At 38.9% G+C, this 19,971-nt stretch carries 24 protein-coding genes; 9 read left to right on the forward strand and 15 right to left on the reverse strand.

Annotation, left to right across the window (positions count from 1 at the left end):
- Nucleotides 1-66: 66 nt before the first annotated feature.
- Genes ruvB through IO68_RS32405 form a run of 4 tightly spaced genes read right to left on the reverse strand, consistent with a single transcriptional unit; the run spans nt 67 to nt 3,722 of the window.
- Nucleotides 67-1,062: a Holliday junction branch migration DNA helicase RuvB gene (gene ruvB, locus IO68_RS32390; protein ID WP_007481508.1), complete on the reverse strand. Its 996-nt coding sequence runs from the start codon at nt 1,060-1,062 to the stop codon at nt 67-69.
- Between the two features lie 4 nt (nt 1,063-1,066).
- Nucleotides 1,067-1,672, reverse strand: coding sequence for a Holliday junction branch migration protein RuvA (gene ruvA, locus IO68_RS32395; protein WP_004878488.1), 606 nt, complete (start codon nt 1,670-1,672; stop codon nt 1,067-1,069).
- A gap of 8 nt (nt 1,673-1,680) precedes the next feature.
- Nucleotides 1,681-2,382 (reverse strand): hypothetical protein, encoded by a 702-nt coding sequence (locus IO68_RS32400; RefSeq protein WP_023014275.1) that lies wholly within the window; start codon nt 2,380-2,382, stop codon nt 1,681-1,683.
- Nucleotides 2,382-3,722: a deoxyguanosinetriphosphate triphosphohydrolase gene (locus IO68_RS32405; RefSeq protein ID WP_023014276.1), complete on the reverse strand. Its 1,341-nt coding sequence runs from the start codon at nt 3,720-3,722 to the stop codon at nt 2,382-2,384. Before IO68_RS32405 ends, IO68_RS32400 begins: the two co-directional genes overlap by 1 nt.
- A gap of 399 nt (nt 3,723-4,121) precedes the next feature.
- On the opposite strand from IO68_RS32405, the gene purL reads away from it, so the two are divergent.
- The 3 genes from purL to IO68_RS32420 all read left to right on the forward strand — a co-directional run bounded on the left by purL (nt 4,122) and on the right by IO68_RS32420 (nt 9,121).
- Nucleotides 4,122-7,952 carry a phosphoribosylformylglycinamidine synthase gene (gene purL, locus IO68_RS32410; protein WP_023014277.1) on the forward strand — a complete coding sequence of 1,277 codons (3,831 nt, stop codon included), beginning with the start codon at nt 4,122-4,124 and terminating at the stop codon, nt 7,950-7,952.
- A 180-nt stretch (nt 7,953-8,132) separates the two neighbouring features.
- Nucleotides 8,133-8,606 (forward strand): CC0125/CC1285 family lipoprotein, encoded by a 474-nt coding sequence (locus IO68_RS32415; RefSeq protein ID WP_023014278.1) that lies wholly within the window; start codon nt 8,133-8,135, stop codon nt 8,604-8,606.
- 104 nt (nt 8,607-8,710) lie between these two features.
- Nucleotides 8,711-9,121, forward strand: coding sequence for an NUDIX hydrolase (locus IO68_RS32420; protein WP_023014279.1), 411 nt, complete (start codon nt 8,711-8,713; stop codon nt 9,119-9,121).
- 4 nt (nt 9,122-9,125) lie between these two features.
- Here IO68_RS32420 and IO68_RS32425 read toward each other — a convergent pair whose 3' ends face one another.
- A complete protein-coding gene (locus tag IO68_RS32425) occupies nt 9,126-9,719 on the reverse strand; it encodes a hypothetical protein (RefSeq protein WP_023014280.1) in 594 nt (197 codons plus the stop codon).
- A 146-nt stretch (nt 9,720-9,865) separates the two neighbouring features.
- Here IO68_RS32425 and IO68_RS34305 point away from each other — a divergent pair, with 146 nt between their 5' ends.
- Together IO68_RS34305 and IO68_RS32430 are read left to right on the forward strand one after the other, a co-directional pair.
- Complete coding sequence (locus tag IO68_RS34305) at nt 9,866-9,997, forward strand: KGW motif small protein (protein ID WP_252152115.1); 132 nt, start codon at nt 9,866-9,868, stop codon at nt 9,995-9,997.
- Nucleotides 9,998-10,058: 61 nt separating this feature from the next.
- The gene (locus tag IO68_RS32430) at nt 10,059-10,373 is read left to right on the forward strand and encodes an NIF3 1 (RefSeq protein WP_019384044.1); all 315 of its coding nucleotides are present in this window, start codon (nt 10,059-10,061) and stop codon (nt 10,371-10,373) included.
- Here IO68_RS32430 and IO68_RS32435 read toward each other — a convergent pair whose 3' ends face one another.
- Both IO68_RS32435 and IO68_RS32440 read right to left on the reverse strand, forming a co-directional pair.
- The gene (locus tag IO68_RS32435; protein WP_004878498.1) at nt 10,374-11,135 is read right to left on the reverse strand and encodes a nitroreductase family protein; all 762 of its coding nucleotides are present in this window, start codon (nt 11,133-11,135) and stop codon (nt 10,374-10,376) included.
- A gap of 110 nt (nt 11,136-11,245) precedes the next feature.
- Nucleotides 11,246-12,046, reverse strand: coding sequence for an enoyl-CoA hydratase-related protein (locus IO68_RS32440; protein WP_023014281.1), 801 nt, complete (start codon nt 12,044-12,046; stop codon nt 11,246-11,248).
- A gap of 109 nt (nt 12,047-12,155) precedes the next feature.
- Here IO68_RS32440 and IO68_RS32445 point away from each other — a divergent pair, with 109 nt between their 5' ends.
- Nucleotides 12,156-12,722, forward strand: coding sequence for a nicotinate-nicotinamide nucleotide adenylyltransferase (locus IO68_RS32445; protein ID WP_007481489.1), 567 nt, complete (start codon nt 12,156-12,158; stop codon nt 12,720-12,722).
- A 5-nt stretch (nt 12,723-12,727) separates the two neighbouring features.
- On the opposite strand, the gene IO68_RS32450 is transcribed toward IO68_RS32445, so the two are convergent.
- Nucleotides 12,728-13,636, reverse strand: coding sequence for a LysR family transcriptional regulator (locus IO68_RS32450; protein WP_023014282.1), 909 nt, complete (start codon nt 13,634-13,636; stop codon nt 12,728-12,730).
- Nucleotides 13,637-13,733: 97 nt separating this feature from the next.
- Here IO68_RS32450 and gstA point away from each other — a divergent pair, with 97 nt between their 5' ends.
- Genes gstA through IO68_RS32465 form a run of 3 tightly spaced genes read left to right on the forward strand, consistent with a single transcriptional unit; the run spans nt 13,734 to nt 14,974 of the window.
- Nucleotides 13,734-14,336, forward strand: coding sequence for a glutathione transferase GstA (gstA, locus tag IO68_RS32455; RefSeq protein ID WP_023014283.1), 603 nt, complete (start codon nt 13,734-13,736; stop codon nt 14,334-14,336).
- A gap of 25 nt (nt 14,337-14,361) precedes the next feature.
- Nucleotides 14,362-14,589 carry a 2-hydroxymuconate tautomerase family protein gene (locus tag IO68_RS32460; RefSeq protein WP_023014284.1) on the forward strand — a complete coding sequence of 76 codons (228 nt, stop codon included), beginning with the start codon at nt 14,362-14,364 and terminating at the stop codon, nt 14,587-14,589.
- 4 nt (nt 14,590-14,593) lie between these two features.
- Nucleotides 14,594-14,974 (forward strand): nuclear transport factor 2 family protein, encoded by a 381-nt coding sequence (locus IO68_RS32465; RefSeq protein ID WP_023014285.1) that lies wholly within the window; start codon nt 14,594-14,596, stop codon nt 14,972-14,974.
- On the opposite strand, the gene IO68_RS32470 is transcribed toward IO68_RS32465, so the two are convergent.
- The 7 genes from IO68_RS32470 to dapD all read right to left on the reverse strand — a co-directional run bounded on the left by IO68_RS32470 (nt 14,971) and on the right by dapD (nt 19,766).
- Nucleotides 14,971-15,534: a CAP domain-containing protein gene (locus tag IO68_RS32470; protein ID WP_023014286.1), complete on the reverse strand. Its 564-nt coding sequence runs from the start codon at nt 15,532-15,534 to the stop codon at nt 14,971-14,973. The genes IO68_RS32465 and IO68_RS32470 overlap by 4 nt on opposite strands.
- A gap of 119 nt (nt 15,535-15,653) precedes the next feature.
- Nucleotides 15,654-16,115 carry a peroxiredoxin gene (locus IO68_RS32475; protein ID WP_019384051.1) on the reverse strand — a complete coding sequence of 154 codons (462 nt, stop codon included), beginning with the start codon at nt 16,113-16,115 and terminating at the stop codon, nt 15,654-15,656.
- Between the two features lie 19 nt (nt 16,116-16,134).
- The gene (locus IO68_RS32480) at nt 16,135-16,821 is read right to left on the reverse strand and encodes a diphthine--ammonia ligase (RefSeq protein ID WP_031234950.1); all 687 of its coding nucleotides are present in this window, start codon (nt 16,819-16,821) and stop codon (nt 16,135-16,137) included.
- A gap of 88 nt (nt 16,822-16,909) precedes the next feature.
- The gene (locus IO68_RS32485; protein WP_004878508.1) at nt 16,910-17,323 is read right to left on the reverse strand and encodes a hypothetical protein; all 414 of its coding nucleotides are present in this window, start codon (nt 17,321-17,323) and stop codon (nt 16,910-16,912) included.
- Between the two features lie 30 nt (nt 17,324-17,353).
- Nucleotides 17,354-18,022, reverse strand: a complete 669-nt coding sequence (gene queC, locus IO68_RS32490; RefSeq protein ID WP_023014288.1) for a 7-cyano-7-deazaguanine synthase QueC — start codon at nt 18,020-18,022, stop codon at nt 17,354-17,356.
- A 75-nt stretch (nt 18,023-18,097) separates the two neighbouring features.
- Entirely contained in the window at nt 18,098-18,808 is a 711-nt protein-coding gene (queE, locus tag IO68_RS32495) for a 7-carboxy-7-deazaguanine synthase QueE (protein WP_023014289.1), read from the reverse strand.
- 136 nt (nt 18,809-18,944) lie between these two features.
- Nucleotides 18,945-19,766, reverse strand: a complete 822-nt coding sequence (gene dapD, locus IO68_RS32500; RefSeq protein WP_023014290.1) for a 2,3,4,5-tetrahydropyridine-2,6-dicarboxylate N-succinyltransferase — start codon at nt 19,764-19,766, stop codon at nt 18,945-18,947.
- Nucleotides 19,767-19,971 lie beyond the last annotated feature (205 nt).

Genomic DNA, 19,971 nt, shown 5'->3' on the forward strand with positions numbered 1-19,971 from the left:
AGAATAATCTGTATATTATTTTAATTGCTTCATTATAGAAAGTATTTTATTAAGAATGTTTTTATATTATTCAGGGGGAGTCATACCAAATTGTAAATAAGCCATATTAGTAGCAATACGACCACGGGCCGTACGCATCACATAACCTTGTTGAATGAGATAAGGTTCGATGACATCTTCTAATGTACCGCTATCTTCAGCCATCGCTGCTGCTAAAGCTTCAACACCTGTCGGGCGACCCTCAAAACGCTCAAGTAACATACTCAGATAGCGTCGATCTAAGGTATCTAAACCCATTTTGTCAACATTGAGCATATCTAAAGCGCGTTGAGCCATGTCTTGTGTCACTTCACCAGTGCCTTTAACTTGGGCATAGTCGCGGACACGACGGAGTAGACGATTTGCAATACGTGGTGTACCGCGTGAGCGACGTGCAATTTCCATTGAACCATCATGAGTAATAGGTACATCCATGAGGTTTGCCGAACGTGTGACAATGTGAGTTAAATCTTCGACAGAATAAAACTCTAAACGTTGTACGATCCCAAAACGATCACGTAAAGGTGAGGTGAGTAGACCTGCACGAGTCGTTGCCGCAACGAGTGTAAATGGCGGTAAATCGAGCTTAATTGAGCGAGCCGCTGGACCTTCGCCGATCATGATGTCGAGCTGATAGTCTTCCATTGCGGGATAGAGAATTTCTTCAATCACAGGTGAAAGACGATGAATTTCATCAATAAATAAAACATCACCTTCTTCCAAATTGGTCAGCATAGCTGCTAGATCACCAGCACGCTCTAAGACAGGGCCAGAAGTTGATTTAAGATTTCCACCCATTTCACGTGCGATAATATTTGCGAGTGTCGTTTTACCTAAACCTGGTGGGCCAAAGATCAATGTATGGTCTAGCGCTTCGCCACGACCACGAGCTGCACCGATGAAGATTTCCATTTGCTCACGAACGATAGGCTGACCAATATAATCAGCTAAAGATGTTGGGCGAATGGCACGATCAAAATGATCTTCAGGTTTTTCTGTTCCACTAATAAGACGATCTTGCATAGAGTTACTTCATCATAGATTTAAGCGCAGCACGAATAATATCGGCAGATTCAGTATGATCTGCTTTTACGGCAGCAACCGCTTTTTGTGCTTCCGCAGGTTTATAGCCTAAAGATTGTAAAGCGGCTTCAGCTTCAGCAACAGGTGAATTTGCCATAAATTGTATTTGAGTTGCAGTGGTATTTGTTGTGCTGCTTGTGGTTTGAGCCAATGCTTTGAAACGATCTCGTAGCTCAATCATTAAACGTTCAGCTGTTTTTTTACCAACACCCGGAACTTTAACGAGTGTATTAAGATCATCGTGCTCAATTGTATGGATGAGTAGTTCTACACTTAATGTTGATAGAATTCCTAATGCCATTTTTGGCCCAACACCATTCACTTTGAGTAGTGTACGGAAAATAGTTTTCTCTTGCGAATCAATAAAACCGTAAAGTTGTTGAGCATCTTCCCGAACAACTAAATGCGTCCATAGCGTGACTTTCTGTCCTTTTTGTAATTGGCAAAATGTCGAAAGAGGTGTGTCGATTTCATAACCCACACCATTTACATTGAGTAATACTGTTGGGGCTTCTAAGGCAAACACTTCGCCAATTAAACATCCGATCATCGAGTCTTTCACTTATTTGTTAATGGTTGAATAGTAGATGCCATTTGTTCTAAACGCAAAATGGCTTTTAGAATTTCTTTTCGATTTCGACTAGATTTTACCCAAGCAGGTAGACGTGAGAAATAACTACGATTGTAGTTAGGAAGTTTACGTTCTCTTAGCCCAGCTTGTATAAAACTTTTTAATATTCCTAAATGTGTTGGGTTATAAGCACAGATTTGACCTTGCCGAACAGCAATATTTAAAAATAATGAATATGAATAATAGGGATCAAAGCCAACTTTAGAATAACTAACCTTCCTTAAAATATAGACAGAGTCATCAAACTTATTTTCTCGTAGGCAAAAATTACAACTTACAGTTATTTGTCTTGGAATAAGTGATTTACGAGCATATTGCTGAAGGTATTTGTATTTTCCTTGCTTGCATATTGTACATTTTGTATTGATTTTGACTTCACATGCACCACTCCATTCAGTCATATTTTGATTCAAATTAAAGTGATAGCTCATGTAGTTATAACTTTGGATACGAATATGCTGTAACGCTTTGCGATAGGTACACTGAGTACAAAAGACCTTTACAGTTTCTGATTCTCGATCCTTTATTTCGATAATTTTTGCAAGCTTCTGACAAGATGGACAATGTACCCAGATTTCAGGTTTGAGAAGAGATAGGCTATAAACTCCTTGATCAATAAATCTATCCATTAGAAGAATCCAACTTTATTGCCTTGTAGCTCTTGTGCCAAACTATACGCTTGGTGGTCAGAAAACTTACTAATAATATCTAAGACTTGCATAATATTATTATAATGGTTGTTTTGCAGATTTACGCCCGAATGTTGCAAAATCGACATCAATCGCTGTTCTTTAAAGCTTAATGTCTTATGTGGCATCGTTAATGGAACAAAAGCATCTAAAATTGTTTGCAAACTTTGATGAGCAATAATCTCCAAACCAGATTTTTGTGGATGCTCAAAAATTCGATCACGCGCAAGATTTTTTGCTGTTTGAATACCAGCTTCAATATCGGGTGAGCAATATTGTAAAAGGCTGCCTTTCAGCTGACCTGTGATGATCTCAAAATGATGTTTTGCAAAAGCAGTTGTGACTTCATCGACTAAGCGTTTCATTACACGCCCACGTAAAGCTGCAATTTTTTGTTGCCATGTGGTATGCGGTAAATGCAGTTCTTCAGGTATTCCATAATCTGCAATTAGATTAAGAAAAATTGGTTCAACTTCTGCATAATTCAACATATTCAGAATGATGCCATCTTCTAAATCAATCAGTGCATAGCAAATATCATCAGCTGCTTCTAATAGGTAGGTGAGTGGATGACGACAATAATGATAGTCACCAAGCTGAATTAAACCGAGTTGTTCCGCAAGCTGTTTTAAGATTTCTTTTTCAGATTGGTAACATCCAAACTTTGCACGTTGATGGGATGGCGTATCACCTTGTTCATCAATCGTTTTTGAAAGCCACGGATATTTTAAATAAGCGCCTAAAGTGGCGCAGGTTAAACGCATACCACCATCATTGGGATGATAATCAATACGACTGAGTAAGCGCAGTCCTTGAGCATTGCCTTCGAATTGACGTACATCGGCGGCTTCTTCAGGTGTTAATTGACTGAGAAAGTCACGATGTGAGGCATCATCAAACCATTCACGGATTGCATATTCGCCAGCGTGACCAAAGGGAGGATTACCAATATCATGTGCTAAGCAAGCCGCTTGGATAATCGCGCCAACATCAGCAGGTGAGATCCACATCGGTAATTCATCTTTAATTTTTTCGGCTGCGAGCATGCCTAATGAACGTCCAATACAAGAGACTTCAAGCGAATGGGTTAAGCGGGTATGGATACCATCATGCTGAGTCAGTGGGTGAACCTGTGTTTTTCTATTCAGTTGGCGAAAGCTTTGGGAAAATATAATTCTGTCATAATCTTTATGGAAAGGGCTTCGAGCCAATTCTGTACTGCTTTTTTTACTACCTAAACGAATTGCAGAAAGCAACTCTAACCAACGCATTTGTTCCATTTATCATTATTCAAACTAAGTTCAATGCATCATGCCAAAAAAAAGATTAAAGCACTAGCGTAGTGCGACATAGTTTGTCTTATTAATGTTGAGGGATTGAAAATACAATAAAAGGCTTTATTCGAAATGAGGATCGAATAAATAAATTATATCTCGATCTTGGTGCATAAATATAAAGGTTGAAATAATCATGCATCCTTAATGAATGAAGTAAATGAATTGTTACGAATAAAGTAAAACAGATAAAGCTAATAGAAATTAGACCATTTGAGGTAGAAAACTCTTTTTTTTAAGATGGATATGTCTAGCTGAAATGAGCCTTTCACAGTAGAATATGCGCTCTCTCATAAGTCACATTGTGGTAGGTTCGTCAGACCCGCCCGTGGAGCCAAAGTCAACATGTTTATCGTGGCCGGTGCAGCAGCACATTCTTCTTTTAAGAAAACTCAACTCTTAAACCGTTTAGCGTCAATGAGTTCTGTTCAATCTTTTGACAGCCAGTGGGTTTATTTGTTTGATCAAGCGCTCAACGAGCAGCAACATCAATCGGCATTACAACTTTTAAACGATGGTCAATCTTTCGAACTTCGCCAAGCTGCAAGTGATGAAATCCAGATTTTAGTCACCCCGCGTGTAGGGACAATTTCTCCGTGGTCGTCTAAAGCAACGGATATTTTTCAAAACTGTAATACGCCAATTCACCGTTTAGAGCGTGGTCTGTTATTTACACTGAAAGGTGTGAAAGAGATTTCGAATGAAGTGAAATTGGCATTACATGACCGTATGACAGAGAGTGTTTTTGCTCAAATTGATGATGCAAAAGCTTTGTTCTCAGAAACAGCGCCAAAGCCATTAAACTCAATTGATATCTTGGGTCAAGGTAAAGAAGCATTAGTTAAAGCCAATAATGAGTTTGGCTTTGCTTTATCTGAGCAAGAAATTGATTACTTAACTGAAGCATTTACCAAGCTGGGTCGTAATCCAAATGACATCGAGTTGATGATGTTTGCTCAGGCAAACTCTGAGCACTGTCGTCATAAAATCTTTGGTTCTGAATGGACAATTGATGGTGAAAAACAACCATTGTCATTGTTCCAGATGATTAAGAATACCTATAAAGAGTCTCCAACAGATGTATTGTCAGCATATAAAGACAATGCGTCTGTGATCGTGGGTTATGACACGATGCGTTTTTATCCGAAAGCGGATGAAAATGGTCACTTTGTTTATAAATATAAGAGCCAAGCCGCTCACATTTTAATGAAGGTTGAAACACATAACCACCCAACAGCAATTGCTCCATTTGCTGGTGCTGCAACAGGTTCGGGCGGTGAAATCCGTGATGAAGGTGCAACGGGTCGTGGTGGTAAACCAAAAGCAGGTTTAACGGGCTTTACTGTTTCGAACTTAAATATTCCTGGTTTTGAACAACCTTGGGAAGAAAACTACGGCAAACCTTCACGTATGGCTTCGCCATTACAAATCATGATTGAAGGTCCATTGGGTGGCGCTGCGTTTAACAACGAATTTGGTCGTCCAGCATTAAATGGTTACTTCCGTACTTTCGAACAAAATGTAAATGGTGAAGTCAAAGGCTTCCATAAGCCAATCATGATTGCTGGTGGTTACGGGAACATTCGTCCTGACCATGTTGAAAAAGATGCGATCCAACCAGGTGACTTGCTCATTGTATTGGGCGGTCCTGCCATGTTGATCGGTCTTGGCGGTGGTGCAGCATCTTCTGTAGACAGCGGTACGATGGGCGAGAGCTTAGACTTTGCTTCAGTACAACGTGAAAATCCAGAAATGGAACGCCGTTGCCAAGAAGTCATTGATACATGCTGGCGCTTAGAAGACTTTAACCCAATCGTGTCTGTACACGACGTGGGTGCGGGTGGTCTATCCAATGCGATGCCTGAACTAGTGAATGATCACGAGTTAGGTGCTGTATTGAACCTTCGTAAGATTCCATCTTTAGAGCCAGGTATGAGCCCGATGGAAATCTGGTCAAACGAAGCACAAGAACGTTATGTGTTAGCGATTCGTCCAGAATCTTTAGAACAGTTTGAAGAAATTTGTGCGCGTGAACGTTGTCCATTTGCCGTGTTAGGTGAAGCGACAGAAGCACGTCATTTAACAGTTGAAGATCCATTGTTTGAAAACAATGCAGTCGACATCCCAATGCAAGTCATGTTGGGCGGTACGCCACGTATGCAACGTTCATATGAAACGATTGAGCGTACAGGTAATGACTTTGACGTAGCAAAAGTTGATTTGAAAGATGCGATTTTCCGCGTATTAAAGAACCCAACAGTGGCTTCTAAATCATTCTTGATTACCATTGGCGACCGTTCGATTACGGGAATGGTTGCGCGTGATCAAATGGTGGGTCGTTGGCAGGTGCCTGTTGCTGATGCAGCAGTAACCACCACAAGTTTGCAAGGCTTCACGGGTGAAGCAATGGCAATGGGCGAACGTCCACCAGTTGCTTTGTTAAATCCTGCGGCATCTGCACGTTTAGCGGTTGCTGAAGCAATTACCAATATTGCCTGTGCCAACATTGAACAAATTAGTGATATCAAACTTTCAGCAAACTGGATGGCCGCGGCAGGTCAAAAAGGTGAAGACCAAGCCTTGTTTGAAGGTGTGAAAGCGATTGGTATGGAAATGTGTCCTGCATTAGGCATCGCAATTCCAGTGGGTAAAGATTCACTTTCAATGCGTACGACGTGGAATGATGGTGAAGACAAAGCTGTTACTTCGCCAATGACAGGGGTAATCACTGCATTTGCACCAGTTCTAGATGTTCGTAAAACCTTAACGCCTGAATTGAAGAACTTAGCTGATTCAGTACTGGTTCGTATTGATCTATCTAAAGGGCAGTTCCGTTTAGGTGGTTCGATCCTTGCACAAGTGTATAAAGCGATTGGTTCGGTGACACCTGATGTCGATAGTTTTGATGACTTCAAAGCATTCTTTGCCTTGATTCAAGACTGGAACAATCGTGGTTTAATCAAGGCTTACCATGACATTGGTGATGGAGGTTTATTAGCAACTGTTGCCGAGATGATGTTTGCATCACGCTTAGGTGTAGCATTACAAAATCAATCAACAGAAAGCCTATTTGCTGAAGAAATTGGTGCCGTACTGCAAATTACTGCTGCTGATTGGGCGCAGTTAGAAGTTGAAGTTGCAGCATCAAGCCTGAAAGATGCAATTGCTGTTGTTGGTCGTGTAAATACCACGGATCAATTGGTTGTAAATGGTTTAACGCTTGAGCGCGCTGAATTACAACAAGCTTGGGCTGAAGTCTCTCATCAAATCCAACGTTTACGTGACAATGCTGAAACAGCTGATCAAGAGTTTGCTTTGATTGCAGATCAAAATCATAAAGGTTTAATTGCACAAGCAACTTATGACTTGAATGAGCCAGTTGAAGCACCGTTTATTAATACACGTCGTCCAAACATGGCAATCTTGCGCGAGCAAGGTGTTAATGGTCATGTGGAAATGGCGGCTGCATTTGATAAAGTGGGCTTCAATACCATCGACGTACACATGAGTGACTTGCTTGCAGGTCGTGTCAGCTTGAGCGACTTTGAAGGTTTAGTCGCTTGTGGTGGCTTCTCATACGGTGACGTAATGGGTGCTGGCGGTGGTTGGGCGAAATCAGTATTGTTCAATGCGAAACTACGTGATCAGTTCGAACAATTCTTCCATCGTGAAAATACATTCAGCTTAGGCGTATGTAACGGCTGTCAAATGATGTCACAACTTGCTCCGCTGATTCCTGGTGCAGAGCATTGGGGACGTTTCCACCGTAACATGTCAGAAGTATTTGAAGCGCGTGCAGTGAATGTTCGCGTAGAGAAATCTGTTTCTGTATTGCTTGAAGATATGCAAGGTTCGATTTTACCAATCGCGGTTGCGCATGGTGAAGGTCGTTTGGTTGCAACTGAACAGCAAATTGCTGCTTTAAATGCAGAGAATCAAGTGATCTTGCGTTATGTGGATAGCTTGGGTAATCCAACTCAGCACTATCCATTGAACCCGAATGGTTCACCTGAGGCGATTACAGGTCAAACTTCTAAAGATGGCCGCGCAACAGTGATGATGCCGCATCCAGAGCGTAACTTCCGTGCTTTACAGCATTCTTGGAAGCCTGAAGATTGGGCTGAAGATGGTGCATGGTTACGTATGTTCCGCAACGCACGTAAATTTATTGGTTAATTAAACAACCGATGATTGAAAATGCCACTTTTTTAGTGGCATTTTTTTTGGCAAGTTGTCGATTTTGCAGAAGAATAAACTATATAAGTGTATTAAGTTTAAATTATTGATAATAAAAGTTATTTTATTTAAATTGGTTTTGTTGTGGTATTCTTCTGTACGTGAGAGGGGAACCACACTATGAAAAAAATATTAATATTATCTGTACTATTAACTGGATGTTCAACGACCTATCAACCACATTCATTGATTGGGCAAAATGGCTTTGCTGAAACTGAATTATCTCAGAATCATTATAAAGTAACGTTTAAAGGCAATGAGAAGACTTCACAAAAACAAGCCAATGATTTTGCAATGTTACGAGCTTCTGAGTTGATGATTGCGAAAGGTTGTTTGAATTTTAAAGTGCTTAATTCTTCAAACGAAATGATCAGCAGTGTGGTATTTCCACAAACAAATGCGATTAACCCTTTTTCAAGTGCAATAGAAAATCGTATTCATGGTAATACAAATACTTTTGGACAATATCACGAGCCAAAATCTACTGTAGAAGTGAGTTGTTCTGCTGCAAGTGGCAACCAGCAAAGTGAAATATATGTCTCAGCTGCGATCAATCAAGAGATTAAGAAAAAATATGACATTGTTGAGCAATAGATCAGAACTAAACTATCTAAAATTTAAACTTTGATTTGTTTGAATCATCTATGTAGCCAATTTAATCTAATCAGTTAAATTGGCTTATTTTGTTGATATGAATTATGAAAAAAGTTGTTCCTATTGTTTTAAGACGTCAGAAACAACAGTTGGATATATTGGTTTTTAAACATCCACTCGTAGGTATTCAGCTTGTAAAAGGGACAATTGAAAAACATGAACATCATCAAAATGCAGCTATTCGTGAATTATTTGAGGAATCGGGACTGATCGCTGAGCCAAATCCAAAGTTTATTGGAAACTTTCAAATTAAATTTAACCAGCAAAATTGGTATTTCTATTTATGTAAGGTAAGCGCAGATTTAGCTGAAACTTGGACACATCACTGTCAGGATGGTGGCGGTTTAGATTTTGAGTTTTTTTGGCTTCCTTTATATCAACAGCCAAATGATAATTGGCATGTAATGTTTCAAGAGGCCCTAGGTTTTATTAAGGAACAACAAGATTTATTCTAATATCCTATAGTCCATCTTCTCTTGGTGAAAGCCAATCTCTATATTTATCCCTTAAAGCTTGCCTTTTTGCATCGTCAAAAATAATAAAATCAATACCGCCATCATAAGGTGCAACGATAATGTTCTGGTCAAAAGAAATCATAAAAGCCCTTAATTCATCGTCAGCGATTTTTTTCAATAAGTCATTATGTTCATTAGCTTGCCAAGTTACTTTTACAGAGCATGGTCTAAAGTAGTGATCTTTATCTTCTCCATCATAATATTCAGGATTAGCTCGGGTTAAGTTGATTTCCTGCTCTAAATGAAATTTGTAGGCGAGTATAAAGGCTGGATCATAGGCTTTATTGTTACGGGAACGGCTAAAATAGTGACCTGAAACTATAAAGATAGAGGTATTTTCCCTAAAACAGTCTGTAATAATTTGATTATGTCGATTTAGTAGTAATTCATATTCAGCAGGCGTATCTGCATACCTTTTTGATTCGGGCAGGCTATGGATTCTAAACCAAGACTGTTGAAAGTATTGAACTAGATAATGAGAAATTGGGAGTTTGTTGGGATAGAACTGATCCCATTGAGATTGAAATGAGTTGCTCATATTTTGAAATCGAAGAATTTAGTAATATATTATGAATATAACTTGGCATAACTGATTTAAGAAGTATGGCTTCAGGTCAATTTTGCTTTTAAAAACTGGTTCAATTTTTGCTTTCTCAATAATGATTATAAAACTCGGAGAACAATATGATGAAACATGAGAATCATATAAGGACAGCGTATACCAAAGATAAAGGCTGGTTCTGGTTTAGCTTAACAGTCATAATCCAAGTGATGTTTATCGTGGTAAGTTACCTTGTGATGAATATTTCACTTTGATTTTTCGTCATTTTTGAGCTTATGATTTGATGATCATATAAAGATTAACATCATTAAAACTATGCTAAAGCTTATTTATTACGTACCTGAATCACATTTAGAGTCAACCAAACTTGCTATTTTTGAAGCGGGTGCTGGTGGTATTGGCAATTATGAACACTGTGCTTGGCAAGTGAAAGGAATAGGGCAATTTAAGCCTATTAAAGGTGCAAAGCCTTTTCTTGGGAAATTAGATGAACTCGAACAACTTGAAGAATGGCGGGTTGAAACCATTGTCCCAAAAGATAAAGCCAGTACTGTCGCCAAAGCATTAAAGGCAAGCCATCCTTATGAAGAGCCTGCCTTTGAATTTATCCAAATATTAGATATTGAATAATTATACTTTTTGAATGAATAAATCACGATCAAAACGATATTGTGGGAAGAATACGCCGTCTTTGGCACGTTCACCCGCACCAATCACCATCACAGGGTATTGTTGATCATTCAATTTTAAAATTTTACGAACCAAAGGCTCATCAAAACCTTCCATCATACAGCTATCAAAACCATAAGCACGTAGAGCCAATACCAAATTTTCACAAGCGAGCGCAGTAGTTTTAGTTGCCCATAGTTTCGCATCAGCAGCATTAAAAGCAGTAACAGGAAGCTGTTTATCAAGTGTTCTTACAACTTTGAAAGCCACTTTTTTAAAGTTACCTAAGGCATTGAAATAGCCTGTCTTATAATTGTATGGAATAAAACGATAATATTTTTGAACAGCAGGGGGCGCTTCAGGAAAAGGAAACTCGCTGATATTACGTTTTGCCATTTCATCCAGACGATCTGTACGTGCAACACAGACAATCAATTCTGAGGCAGTTTTCGCAGCAAGTTGGTTTAGACACGCTTTAACAAGTTGCTTTTTCTTACTCGGGTTTTGAACGACATAAAATGTCCAAGGTTGTAAGTTGGATGAGTTTGGTGCAAGTAGCGCCAAATCTAAACATTCATCTAAAACTTCATTTGGAATCGGTTTATCTGTAAATTTACGCACAGAGCGTCTGCTTTCAACCACCTTACGGAAGTTGGCAATATCGATGTCTTGTGGGGCAGGTTCATAATAACGCTTTTTTTCAGTTTGATTTTGATCTGACATGAGTTTGATATTTTCCTAAAACTTTTATATTCATATTGGGACGTTCAATAAAAAAACCACCTCGATTTTGCAATGAAGTGGTTTCGTTTTATTAATGAGTTATTGTCTCATTAATTGAACTGAGAAAAGTCAGGTTTACGTTTTTGCATAAATGCTTGCACAGCTTCCATCATTTCAGGTGAGCGAACACGTTGCATAAAGATTTCTGCTTCGTCATCTACACAAGCGATGATTTCAGCCAAGTCTTTTTTCATGAGTGCTTTGCTTTGTTTTAATGATGCTAACGGTAATGCCGCTAGATGTTGTGCAGTTTGTTGAGCAGTTGCATAAACGTCCTCAACTACGTCATTGACAAGATTTGCCTTAACCGCTGTTGCAGCATCAAATTTTTTCGCTGTGAATAGTAATTCGGCCGCTTTTTGATAACCAGCTTGCTTCACTAATAAACGGCTTGCTGCGCCTTCAGGAGAAAGACCAAGACTGACAAATGGAATTTGGAACAGGGCAGTATTGTCTGCAAAGACGATATCAGCATGTAATAAAATCGTTACGCCAATACCAATTGCAACACCTTTCACTGCAATAATGAGAGGTTTAGAGAAACGAGCTGCTGCTTTTAATAGGACAAATGGAGGTTGATCACCTGCTTTGCCTTCGTATGGTTTCTGCATGAAGCCCATGAAGTCTTTCATGTCATTACCCGCGGTAAAGTCTTGTTCTGCACCACGGAAAATTACGACACGGACTTCTTTGCTGGCATCAGCTTCATCTAATGCTTGGGCGATCCAAAGATACAATTCGCCGTAAAGCGCATTCTTTGCTTCTGAACGGTTAATGGCTAAGGTGAGTACGCCATCTTCTAAATTTGCTTGCAAATGTTGATGAGGTTGTTGAATACAGCTAAGTGTCATCGTACTATCCTTGCTTTAATCCAGATTGATTTTTTAAGTGCCCTCATTATGTCGCATATTTACTGAATATAGTGCAACTGATGAGTTCACAAAAAGTGAAATTAAGCCTATGTACACATTTGACTATCTTGTTTTTATTGGACGCTTTCAGCCATTTCATTTGGCACATCTGCAAACCATTGAAATTGCACTACAACAAAGTCAATCTGTGATTTTAGCTCTCGGTTCAGCACAGCCCGAGAGAAATATTAAGAATCCATTTTTAGCGATAGAACGTGAGCAAATGATTCTTTCCAACTTCTCTGAACAGGATCAGAAACGGATTCGTTTTGTGCATGTTGTTGACGTTTATAATGATCAAAAGTGGGTGAAGCAAGTTAAAGATTTGGTTAATAGCGTCATTCAGCCCGATGCAAAGGTTGGTTTGATTGGTCATTTTAAAGATGAATCATCTTATTACCTGAGCCTATTCCCTGAATGGGAAATGGTGGAGTTGGATAGCTTAAAAGGGGCAATCTCGGCGACACCGATGCGAGAGGCATATTATCGTGGTGATATTCAAAAGGAATATTTTCCTCAAGGAACGATTAAATTCCTGAGTGAATTTAAAAAGACGAATGTCTATGCGGAATTGCAACGAAAATATTTTGCTGAAGATAAAAGCAATTTAACTTAATCATTTTACGGCTTTAACGCTTCGATTAAGAAATCAATGAAAACACAGATATGAAAAGACTCGTGTTTTTTTGATGGATAAAGCAAAGAAAATGGGCGAGATGCGCCAGAAAAATCAGTCAATACTTCTATTAGCACACCACTTTCGAGTTCTTTTTCCACTATAAATCGATAAGTTTGTAATAGGCCTGCATTGTGCTTAGCTAATGTCACCGTGCCTAAAATATCATCTAAACAACGAAGTTTAGCGTTGGTCGTATATTCGATAGTCTGATGGTTGATGTTGAAAAGCCACGGTACATTTTTACCCGTGCTTGGTAGCACAAACTGAATGCATTGATGATGTTGTAAATCTTCAAGCTGTTGTGGTGTACCGAATTTTTTTAAATATGTTGGTGATGCAACCACGATAAGCTCTGCTTGTTCTAGCTTACGTGCAATCAAATTTGAATCGGCAAATTGTCTACCGCGAATCGCCAAATCAAAACCTTCTGCAATGAAATCTATATTCTTATTGGTCAATTGAACATCAATTTCAATTGCTGGGTATTGCTGTGTAAATTTAGCCAATAAGGGCAAAATTCGATAATGCCCATAAGGTGTTGGCACACTGATGCGAATCAGTCCTGTAGGTTGTTGATTTTGATTTTTGAGATGCTGTTCTGCTTCTAAAATTTGATTCAGTGCTTGTTTACATTCCTCAAAATAGGTTTTTCCTTGTGTGGTCAATCGGACTTGGCGTGTAGTTCGAATAAAAAGTGGCGTGGTTAAACGTTTTTCTAATCGAGCAATTGAACGACTCACGGCTGCTGGACTAACGCCTGCATGTAATGCGGCTTTGGAAAAACTTTCATATTCAGCAACTAAGCAAAAAAGTTCGACACTGCTGAACATCATTCTTTTGAGTTGTGTCATTGATTACACCATGTAAAAAATGATTTGATTTGTATGCTATTTAAGCACATTAATGTAAATAATAAGATGGCTTTATCTCAAATGATGGAGTGATTTTATGAAACTTTTTTATTCACCAAATGCATGTTCTTTAGCGCCTCATATTGTTTTAAGAGAAATTGGTATTCCTTTTGAATTGGTCAAAGTCGACTTACAGCAACACCTGACTACATCCGGCGAAGATTTTTATCAGTTAAATTCTAAAGGGCAAGTTCCACTCTTACAGCTTGATGATGGTCAGTTTTTAACTGAAGGAGCGATCATTAGTCAGTTTTTGGTTGATCAAGCAAAGCGTGATGATTTACTACCAAAAATCAATACATTGCCACGTTATCAAGTCTTGGCATGGATGAACTTTATTGCCTCTGAAATTCATAAAGCATATTCACCATTTTTCCATGAATCTTATGGTGAGCGGACAAAAGCACTATTTACTGAAATTTTAAACCAACATTATGCATGGATCGATCAACAACTCACTGGGCAGCTTTATCTAACAGGAAATGAATTGAGCATTGCAGATATTTATCTTTTTGTGGTGACAAGATGGGCTGGATTTATTGGTTTAGAGCTTACGCATTTTAAGTATTTAACCAGTTTTATGCAGCGTGTTGCTAACCGACAAACGGTTCAGGATGCAATTATGGCGGAAACTGAATAATAAAAATCATCACAAGGAAAATGAAATGCCTTATATTTTAATTCAAATCACTAAAGAAAATGCTTCACAACAGCAAAAGCAGCAGTTGATTCAAGAAGCAACAGAGTTGGTTGTTCGTGTACTTGATAAAGATCCTGCCACTACCTTTGTCGTGATCGATGAGGTTGATACAGATAATTGGGGGGTTGCAGGGGAGTCGGTTACGATCTTACGGCAGAAACAAGCAAAATGTACAGTTCATCAAGTTGAGTAAGAATATGAGTCAGCAAGCAATAGTTGAAATCCATTCACAACTACAAAAATATTTTGATGCTTTGTATTTTTGTGATGTGAGCAAGTTGAATGATGTGTTTCACCCTGACGCGATTTATATCAATGCCACGGATAAACCCATTTTAAAGTTGGACATGCAAACCTATTTTGCAATGGTATCACAGCGCATTTCACCTGCATCTAAACATGAAGCAAGGCAGGATAAAATTATGTCAGTTCATTTACTCAATGATCAGCTGGCAGTCGCACATGTAGAGTGTGCGATTTCACCTAAATATTTTTATGATGCGCTAACCTTCGTTTTTGATCATGGTGAATGGAAAATTATGGCGAAAGTTTTTCAATATCAATCACAGACTGACTAACGAACACCAAACTGTTGAGTCCAGTAAGCCTTTTGTTTTGCAGATCGGTCGGATGTGCAAGCAAGTGCATAATCCGTGAATTTAGGGTGCATCAGATTTGCACAATGCACTGGACTTGCAAGCCACGTTGCCATGACTTGATTTAAGTTTTTCTGACCGCGCGCAACATTTTCACCACCGCCACGACCTTTGAAGTGGTAAAGTTTTAATCTCGCCTTCAAATCTAAGCCTGTAGTACTGACATGACCGAGAAAATTGTGTTTTGCCATATCTTCTGATTGAGCAAATGCGCTGTTGTATAAATGGCTATTCCAAACTAGAGGCGCTACAGCTGGATAGCGTTTTTGGCCGCATTGACGTGGATGTTGTCGTATTTCGTTAATCGCATTTAAAATTGATTGTTGATAAGCTGGATTCTGTAAATCTTGGCAACTAATTTCTATCGCAGATTTTGAGATTTGATCCACACTAGGAGAGTCTCGTGTCGAGCTATCTGGTGCATTTGCACTACATGCGGAGATAAAAAAAGGAAAAATAAGAAGAAGTATGAGCTTGTCCATGGCGATGTCTTAAATGTAATTTTTTTAGTTTTTTATCATACGTGAAGAGCAAAGCACTGATCAATTTACTTCAGTAAAAAAGCGAGTTTGAAACTCGCCCTTAGCATTAAAAAACTAATTTATCCAGCTTGTAATGCTTTTAAATCTTCTAATACCTGTTCAGCATGACCAGCAGCTTTAACCTTTCTATAAGATTTAACTAATTGCTTATTGTGGTAAATAAAAGTTGATCGCTCGATTCCCATCACTTGTTTGCCGTACATATTTTTTTCTTTAATTACGTCAAAATGTTTGCACAGCACTTCTTCTTTATCACTGATGAGATCAATGGTTAGTGATTGCTTTTCAGTGAAGTTTTGGTGTGCCTTCACTGAGTCACGAGATACACCAATAATTTGACAACCTAAAGCATCAAATTGATCTTTCAAGCATGAAAAACCAACAGCTTGGGTTGTACATCCAGGTGTTGAATCTTTTGGATAAAAGTATAACACCAGCCATTCATTTGCTATCTCGGCTAGATTAATTTCGCCTTGTGTTGTTGGGAAAACGTGATTTGGTAATTCAATATTCTCAGACATTGTGCATCCTTTTAATAAATTAAATTTGATCTAATTCAAGTGGTAGAAAAGCATATTCTTCATGATAAACAATATTGCACTGACGTATAGGTATAGCTTTGTTAAAAATTGGTCCATCAATAACGGTGGTATGAAATTCACCGCCTTCACCACATGGATCGATGTCACGGCTTTCAAGTTCTTGGATATATTCTAAGGTTAGGATTTTGCCAAGGTCTTCGACTTTCATACCGAGCTTTAAATTTACAGTGACGATGACACTTCGGAAACCTAAATTGATGAACTCTTCCACGACTTCACGATGTGGGCGTAACCAAAGGGGCATTGCCAATTTAAGACTAACTTGCTGGGTCACGCGATCGTGCCAACAACCGTGTTGAGGCATATCCAGATCACCAGTCACTAAAACTTCAGCACCTTTTTGCTTTGCTTGATTCATTAAATCTATGAACTTATCTTCGTAATCAGCCCAACTCGAAGATGCCATAAAAACAGGTAAACCAATTGCATCTGCTTGTGCTTGAATAATATCAAGAGGCATGGCATGTGAACGTGATCGTTGTCCTTGCTCTTCCAGCATGACAATCAAACCAATTACTGTGCCTGATTGTAGCGCATGATATAACGCGAGAGAGCTATCTTTACCGCCACTGAATGACACGATAGATCGCCTATGATTGGCGTTAGTTTTCCATTGATCTTGCATGCGAATTCAACTGAATTAAGATCAATAGAGTCTAACAGAAAAGAAAAAAAGCCTGCAAAATGCAGGCTTTCTTTAGAACAACAAAGGCTTATTTTTTCTGCGCTTGTTGAGCTGCTTTCATTGCTTCTTCAGTTAGCTTTTCTAGCTTAGAAACGAGTGGTGCGCCTAAGCAAGCTTGTAAGTCTTTATTTTGCTTTTGTACAAAAGCTAAAGAACTAGGGCTTTTCTTAGCATTGATCGCGCTTTGGATTTCCCATTTTTGCGCTTCGGTCACTTTACCTTGGGCATCAATTTGGCAACCACAGAATTTGCTTACTTCTGCAGAAGTGAGTTTACCGCCTTTCGCAGTTTGATCTTTACATACGTTGATCAATGCTGCTTTAACATTGGTACTTTTATACGCAGTTTGTAAAGGATTATCAGCTGCGTGAGCCCCTGTTGCCAGTAATGCAGCAGCTGACATCATTGTAGAAAGAATAAGATTTGATTTGAAAAACTTCATATATTGTACCTAATTATTACCCTATATCGTCTATTCAGTATAACGTGTAGGATCCGCAATACCTGCTTCGATAAAACCTTGTTGACGTAAACGGCAACTGTCGCATTTGCCACATGCACGTCCTTGAGCATCTGCTTGGTAGCAGGATACCGTTTGGCTATAGTCTACGCCATGTTCGATCCCTAAGCGTATAATATTCGCTTTGGATAAATGTAACAGAGGTGTTTCAATTTTAAGTGGTTTTCCTTCAACACCTGCTTTTGTTGCAAGACGAGCAAGATTTGCAAAAGCATCAATAAATTCAGGGCGGCAATCTGGATATCCTGAATAATCAACAGCATTTACTCCAATCACAATCGCTTCAGCATCAAAAACCTCTGCTGCGGCTAGGGCATAAGAGAGGAAAATTGTGTTACGAGCTGGAACATAAGTTACAGGAATGCCTTCTTGTAGTTGCTCTGGAACATCAATGTTATGATCTGTAAGTGCTGAGCCACCTAAGTTACCCAAATCAATATTAATCACGCGATGTTCAACACCCGCACGTTTCGCAAGTGCTTTAGCTGCATCAAGTTCTGTTGTAGAACGTTGACCGTACATAAAACTTAAAGCTATACACTCATAGTTTGCTTGTGCCCAAGCAAGACAAGTTGTCGAGTCTAAGCCACCAGACAATAATACGATGGCACGAGAACGCATATTATTTTCCATGATTCAACCTAAAATAAATTTGAAAAAAGCTGATCTATTTTGAGAACGAACTTTTAAAGTTTTCTAACGACCAGATTCATCGTTCCACAACAGTTTATGTAACTGTAGTTGGAACCGAACGGGGAGATGGTCTGCTAAAATCCATTGTGCCAAATCACGTGCTAAAGCAGGTAAGGCAACGGCACCTTTTTCAACAGCAAAGGCTGGTGAGAACCAGACTGTACTCACTTTTTCCTGCAATTGAAATTGTTCAAGTTGCTGTTTAGACCATTCATAGTCTTCTCGATTACAAATGACGAATTTGATTTGATCATGTTGTGTGAGGTGATCAATATTACTCAATAAATTACGATGATCTTCTTTTGAAGTGGGTGTTTTCAAATCAAGTACTTTAGAAACGCGTGAATCAACTTTTGATACATCTAAAGCACCACTGGTTTCGAGAGAAACTTGAAAACCTAGATCGCAAAGACGTTGCAACAAAATCAAGCAATTCGGTTGTGCCAGAGGTTCTCCACCTGTGACGCAGATATAAGGTGTTTTATATTGGCTTGCTGTTTCGATGATATGTTCAAGTGAAAAACGCTCACCACCTTCAAAGGAGTAAGTCGTATCACAATAACTGCAGCGTAGTGGGCAACCTGTTAAGCGGATAAATACGGTTGGTAAACCAAAGGTATTCGCTTCGCCTTGCAAAGAATAAAAAATCTCAGTAATACGCAGCCCAGCCGCAGGATCAGAGACAGGAATTGCAGAAGAACGTAAGGAAGCCATAAAGAGTTACCACAAACAGTTATAACAAAAGCAGCATGCTATATAAAAACAAAATCTCTACGACCATGTCTGATCGTAGAGACGAGGAGCGACTGAAGCTCCAAGGAACGGTTAAGTTCCTTAAATAAATGACAGATTAGTCTGCACGTAATAAGTCGTTCAAGCTCGTTTTAGCACGAGTTTTAGCATCAACTTTTTTCACGATGATTGCAGCATATAAGCTGTATGTACCGCATTTAGAAGGAAGGTTACCTGCAACAACAACAGAACCAGCAGGTACACGACCGTAGTGAATTTCGCCTGTTTCACGATCAAAGATCTTAGTTGATTGACCGATGAAAACGCCCATTGAAATCACAGAACCTTCTTCAACGATCACGCCTTCAACGATTTCAGAACGTGCACCAATGAAGCAGTTGTCTTCAATAATTGTTGGGTTTGCTTGTAATGGTTCTAAAACACCACCAATACCAACGCCACCAGACAAGTGAACATTTTTACCAATTTGTGCACATGAACCTACAGTTGCCCATGTGTCAACCATTGTGCCTTCATCAACATACGCACCGATGTTGACATATGATGGCATTAATACAACATTTTTCGCTTGGAAACTTCCACGACGAGCAACAGCAGGTGGTACAATACGTACACCAGCTGCTTTGAATTGTTCTTCAGTCCAACCTGAGTGTTTTGTATCAACTTTGTCATAGAAACGAAGATCACAAGACTCGATTGGTTTATTGTCATTAAGTTTGAATGATAATAAAACTGCTTTTTTTAACCATTGGTGAACAACCCATTCACCATCGATTTTCTCAGCTACACGAAGTGTACCGTTGTCTAAGCCAGTCAAAGCTTCTTCAACAGCTTGACGAATTTCAGTAGGGCAGTCCGCTGCGCTATAGTTGGCGCGGTCTTCAAATGCTTGCTCAATGATTGTAGAAAGCTGAGACATGATCTTCCATCTTCCAAAAAAATTTTGAAGATTTTACACTAAATTAGATCAATTAGCTTTGAAAAAAGTAGTTACAATAAACTGTTTTAAATTTATGCAACAAAATTGTAATAAAAACGGATTTTATTGTTTTTTATTCATTATTTTACAATTCACAATTATTCTGAATTTGTATCAAAAAATAACAAAAAGTAATCATTTTCTG

It is taken from the genome of Acinetobacter sp. COS3, assembly GCF_000475335.1.
GTDB classification, from domain to species: Bacteria; Pseudomonadota; Gammaproteobacteria; order Pseudomonadales; family Moraxellaceae; genus Acinetobacter; species Acinetobacter venetianus.

Coding starts and splice junctions, on each gene's coding strand:
- IO68_RS32460 (WP_023014284.1), top strand. CDS start 14,362: ATGCCTTATATTTTAATTCAAATCACTAAAGAAAATGCTTCACAACAG.
- IO68_RS32420 (WP_023014279.1), top strand. CDS start 8,711: ATGAAAAAAGTTGTTCCTATTGTTTTAAGACGTCAGAAACAACAGTTG.
- IO68_RS32425 (WP_023014280.1), bottom strand. CDS start 9,719: ATGAGCAACTCATTTCAATCTCAATGGGATCAGTTCTATCCCAACAAA.
- IO68_RS32415 (WP_023014278.1), top strand. CDS start 8,133: ATGAAAAAAATATTAATATTATCTGTACTATTAACTGGATGTTCAACG.
- IO68_RS32450 (WP_023014282.1), bottom strand. CDS start 13,636: ATGACACAACTCAAAAGAATGATGTTCAGCAGTGTCGAACTTTTTTGC.
- IO68_RS32485 (WP_004878508.1), bottom strand. CDS start 17,323: ATGAAGTTTTTCAAATCAAATCTTATTCTTTCTACAATGATGTCAGCT.
- purL (WP_023014277.1), top strand. CDS start 4,122: ATGTTTATCGTGGCCGGTGCAGCAGCACATTCTTCTTTTAAGAAAACT.
- IO68_RS32400 (WP_023014275.1), bottom strand. CDS start 2,382: ATGGATAGATTTATTGATCAAGGAGTTTATAGCCTATCTCTTCTCAAA.
- IO68_RS32475 (WP_019384051.1), bottom strand. CDS start 16,115: ATGTCTGAGAATATTGAATTACCAAATCACGTTTTCCCAACAACACAA.
- IO68_RS32480 (WP_031234950.1), bottom strand. CDS start 16,821: ATGCAAGATCAATGGAAAACTAACGCCAATCATAGGCGATCTATCGTG.
- queC (WP_023014288.1), bottom strand. CDS start 18,022: ATGCGTTCTCGTGCCATCGTATTATTGTCTGGTGGCTTAGACTCGACA.
- IO68_RS32430 (WP_019384044.1), top strand. CDS start 10,059: ATGCTAAAGCTTATTTATTACGTACCTGAATCACATTTAGAGTCAACC.
- gstA (WP_023014283.1), top strand. CDS start 13,734: ATGAAACTTTTTTATTCACCAAATGCATGTTCTTTAGCGCCTCATATT.
- IO68_RS34305 (WP_252152115.1), top strand. CDS start 9,866: ATGATGAAACATGAGAATCATATAAGGACAGCGTATACCAAAGATAAA.
- queE (WP_023014289.1), bottom strand. CDS start 18,808: ATGGCTTCCTTACGTTCTTCTGCAATTCCTGTCTCTGATCCTGCGGCT.
- dapD (WP_023014290.1), bottom strand. CDS start 19,766: ATGTCTCAGCTTTCTACAATCATTGAGCAAGCATTTGAAGACCGCGCC.
- IO68_RS32405 (WP_023014276.1), bottom strand. CDS start 3,722: ATGGAACAAATGCGTTGGTTAGAGTTGCTTTCTGCAATTCGTTTAGGT.
- IO68_RS32470 (WP_023014286.1), bottom strand. CDS start 15,534: ATGGACAAGCTCATACTTCTTCTTATTTTTCCTTTTTTTATCTCCGCA.
- IO68_RS32465 (WP_023014285.1), top strand. CDS start 14,594: ATGAGTCAGCAAGCAATAGTTGAAATCCATTCACAACTACAAAAATAT.
- IO68_RS32435 (WP_004878498.1), bottom strand. CDS start 11,135: ATGTCAGATCAAAATCAAACTGAAAAAAAGCGTTATTATGAACCTGCC.
- ruvB (WP_007481508.1), bottom strand. CDS start 1,062: ATGCAAGATCGTCTTATTAGTGGAACAGAAAAACCTGAAGATCATTTT.
- IO68_RS32445 (WP_007481489.1), top strand. CDS start 12,156: ATGTACACATTTGACTATCTTGTTTTTATTGGACGCTTTCAGCCATTT.
- IO68_RS32440 (WP_023014281.1), bottom strand. CDS start 12,046: ATGACACTTAGCTGTATTCAACAACCTCATCAACATTTGCAAGCAAAT.
- ruvA (WP_004878488.1), bottom strand. CDS start 1,672: ATGATCGGATGTTTAATTGGCGAAGTGTTTGCCTTAGAAGCCCCAACA.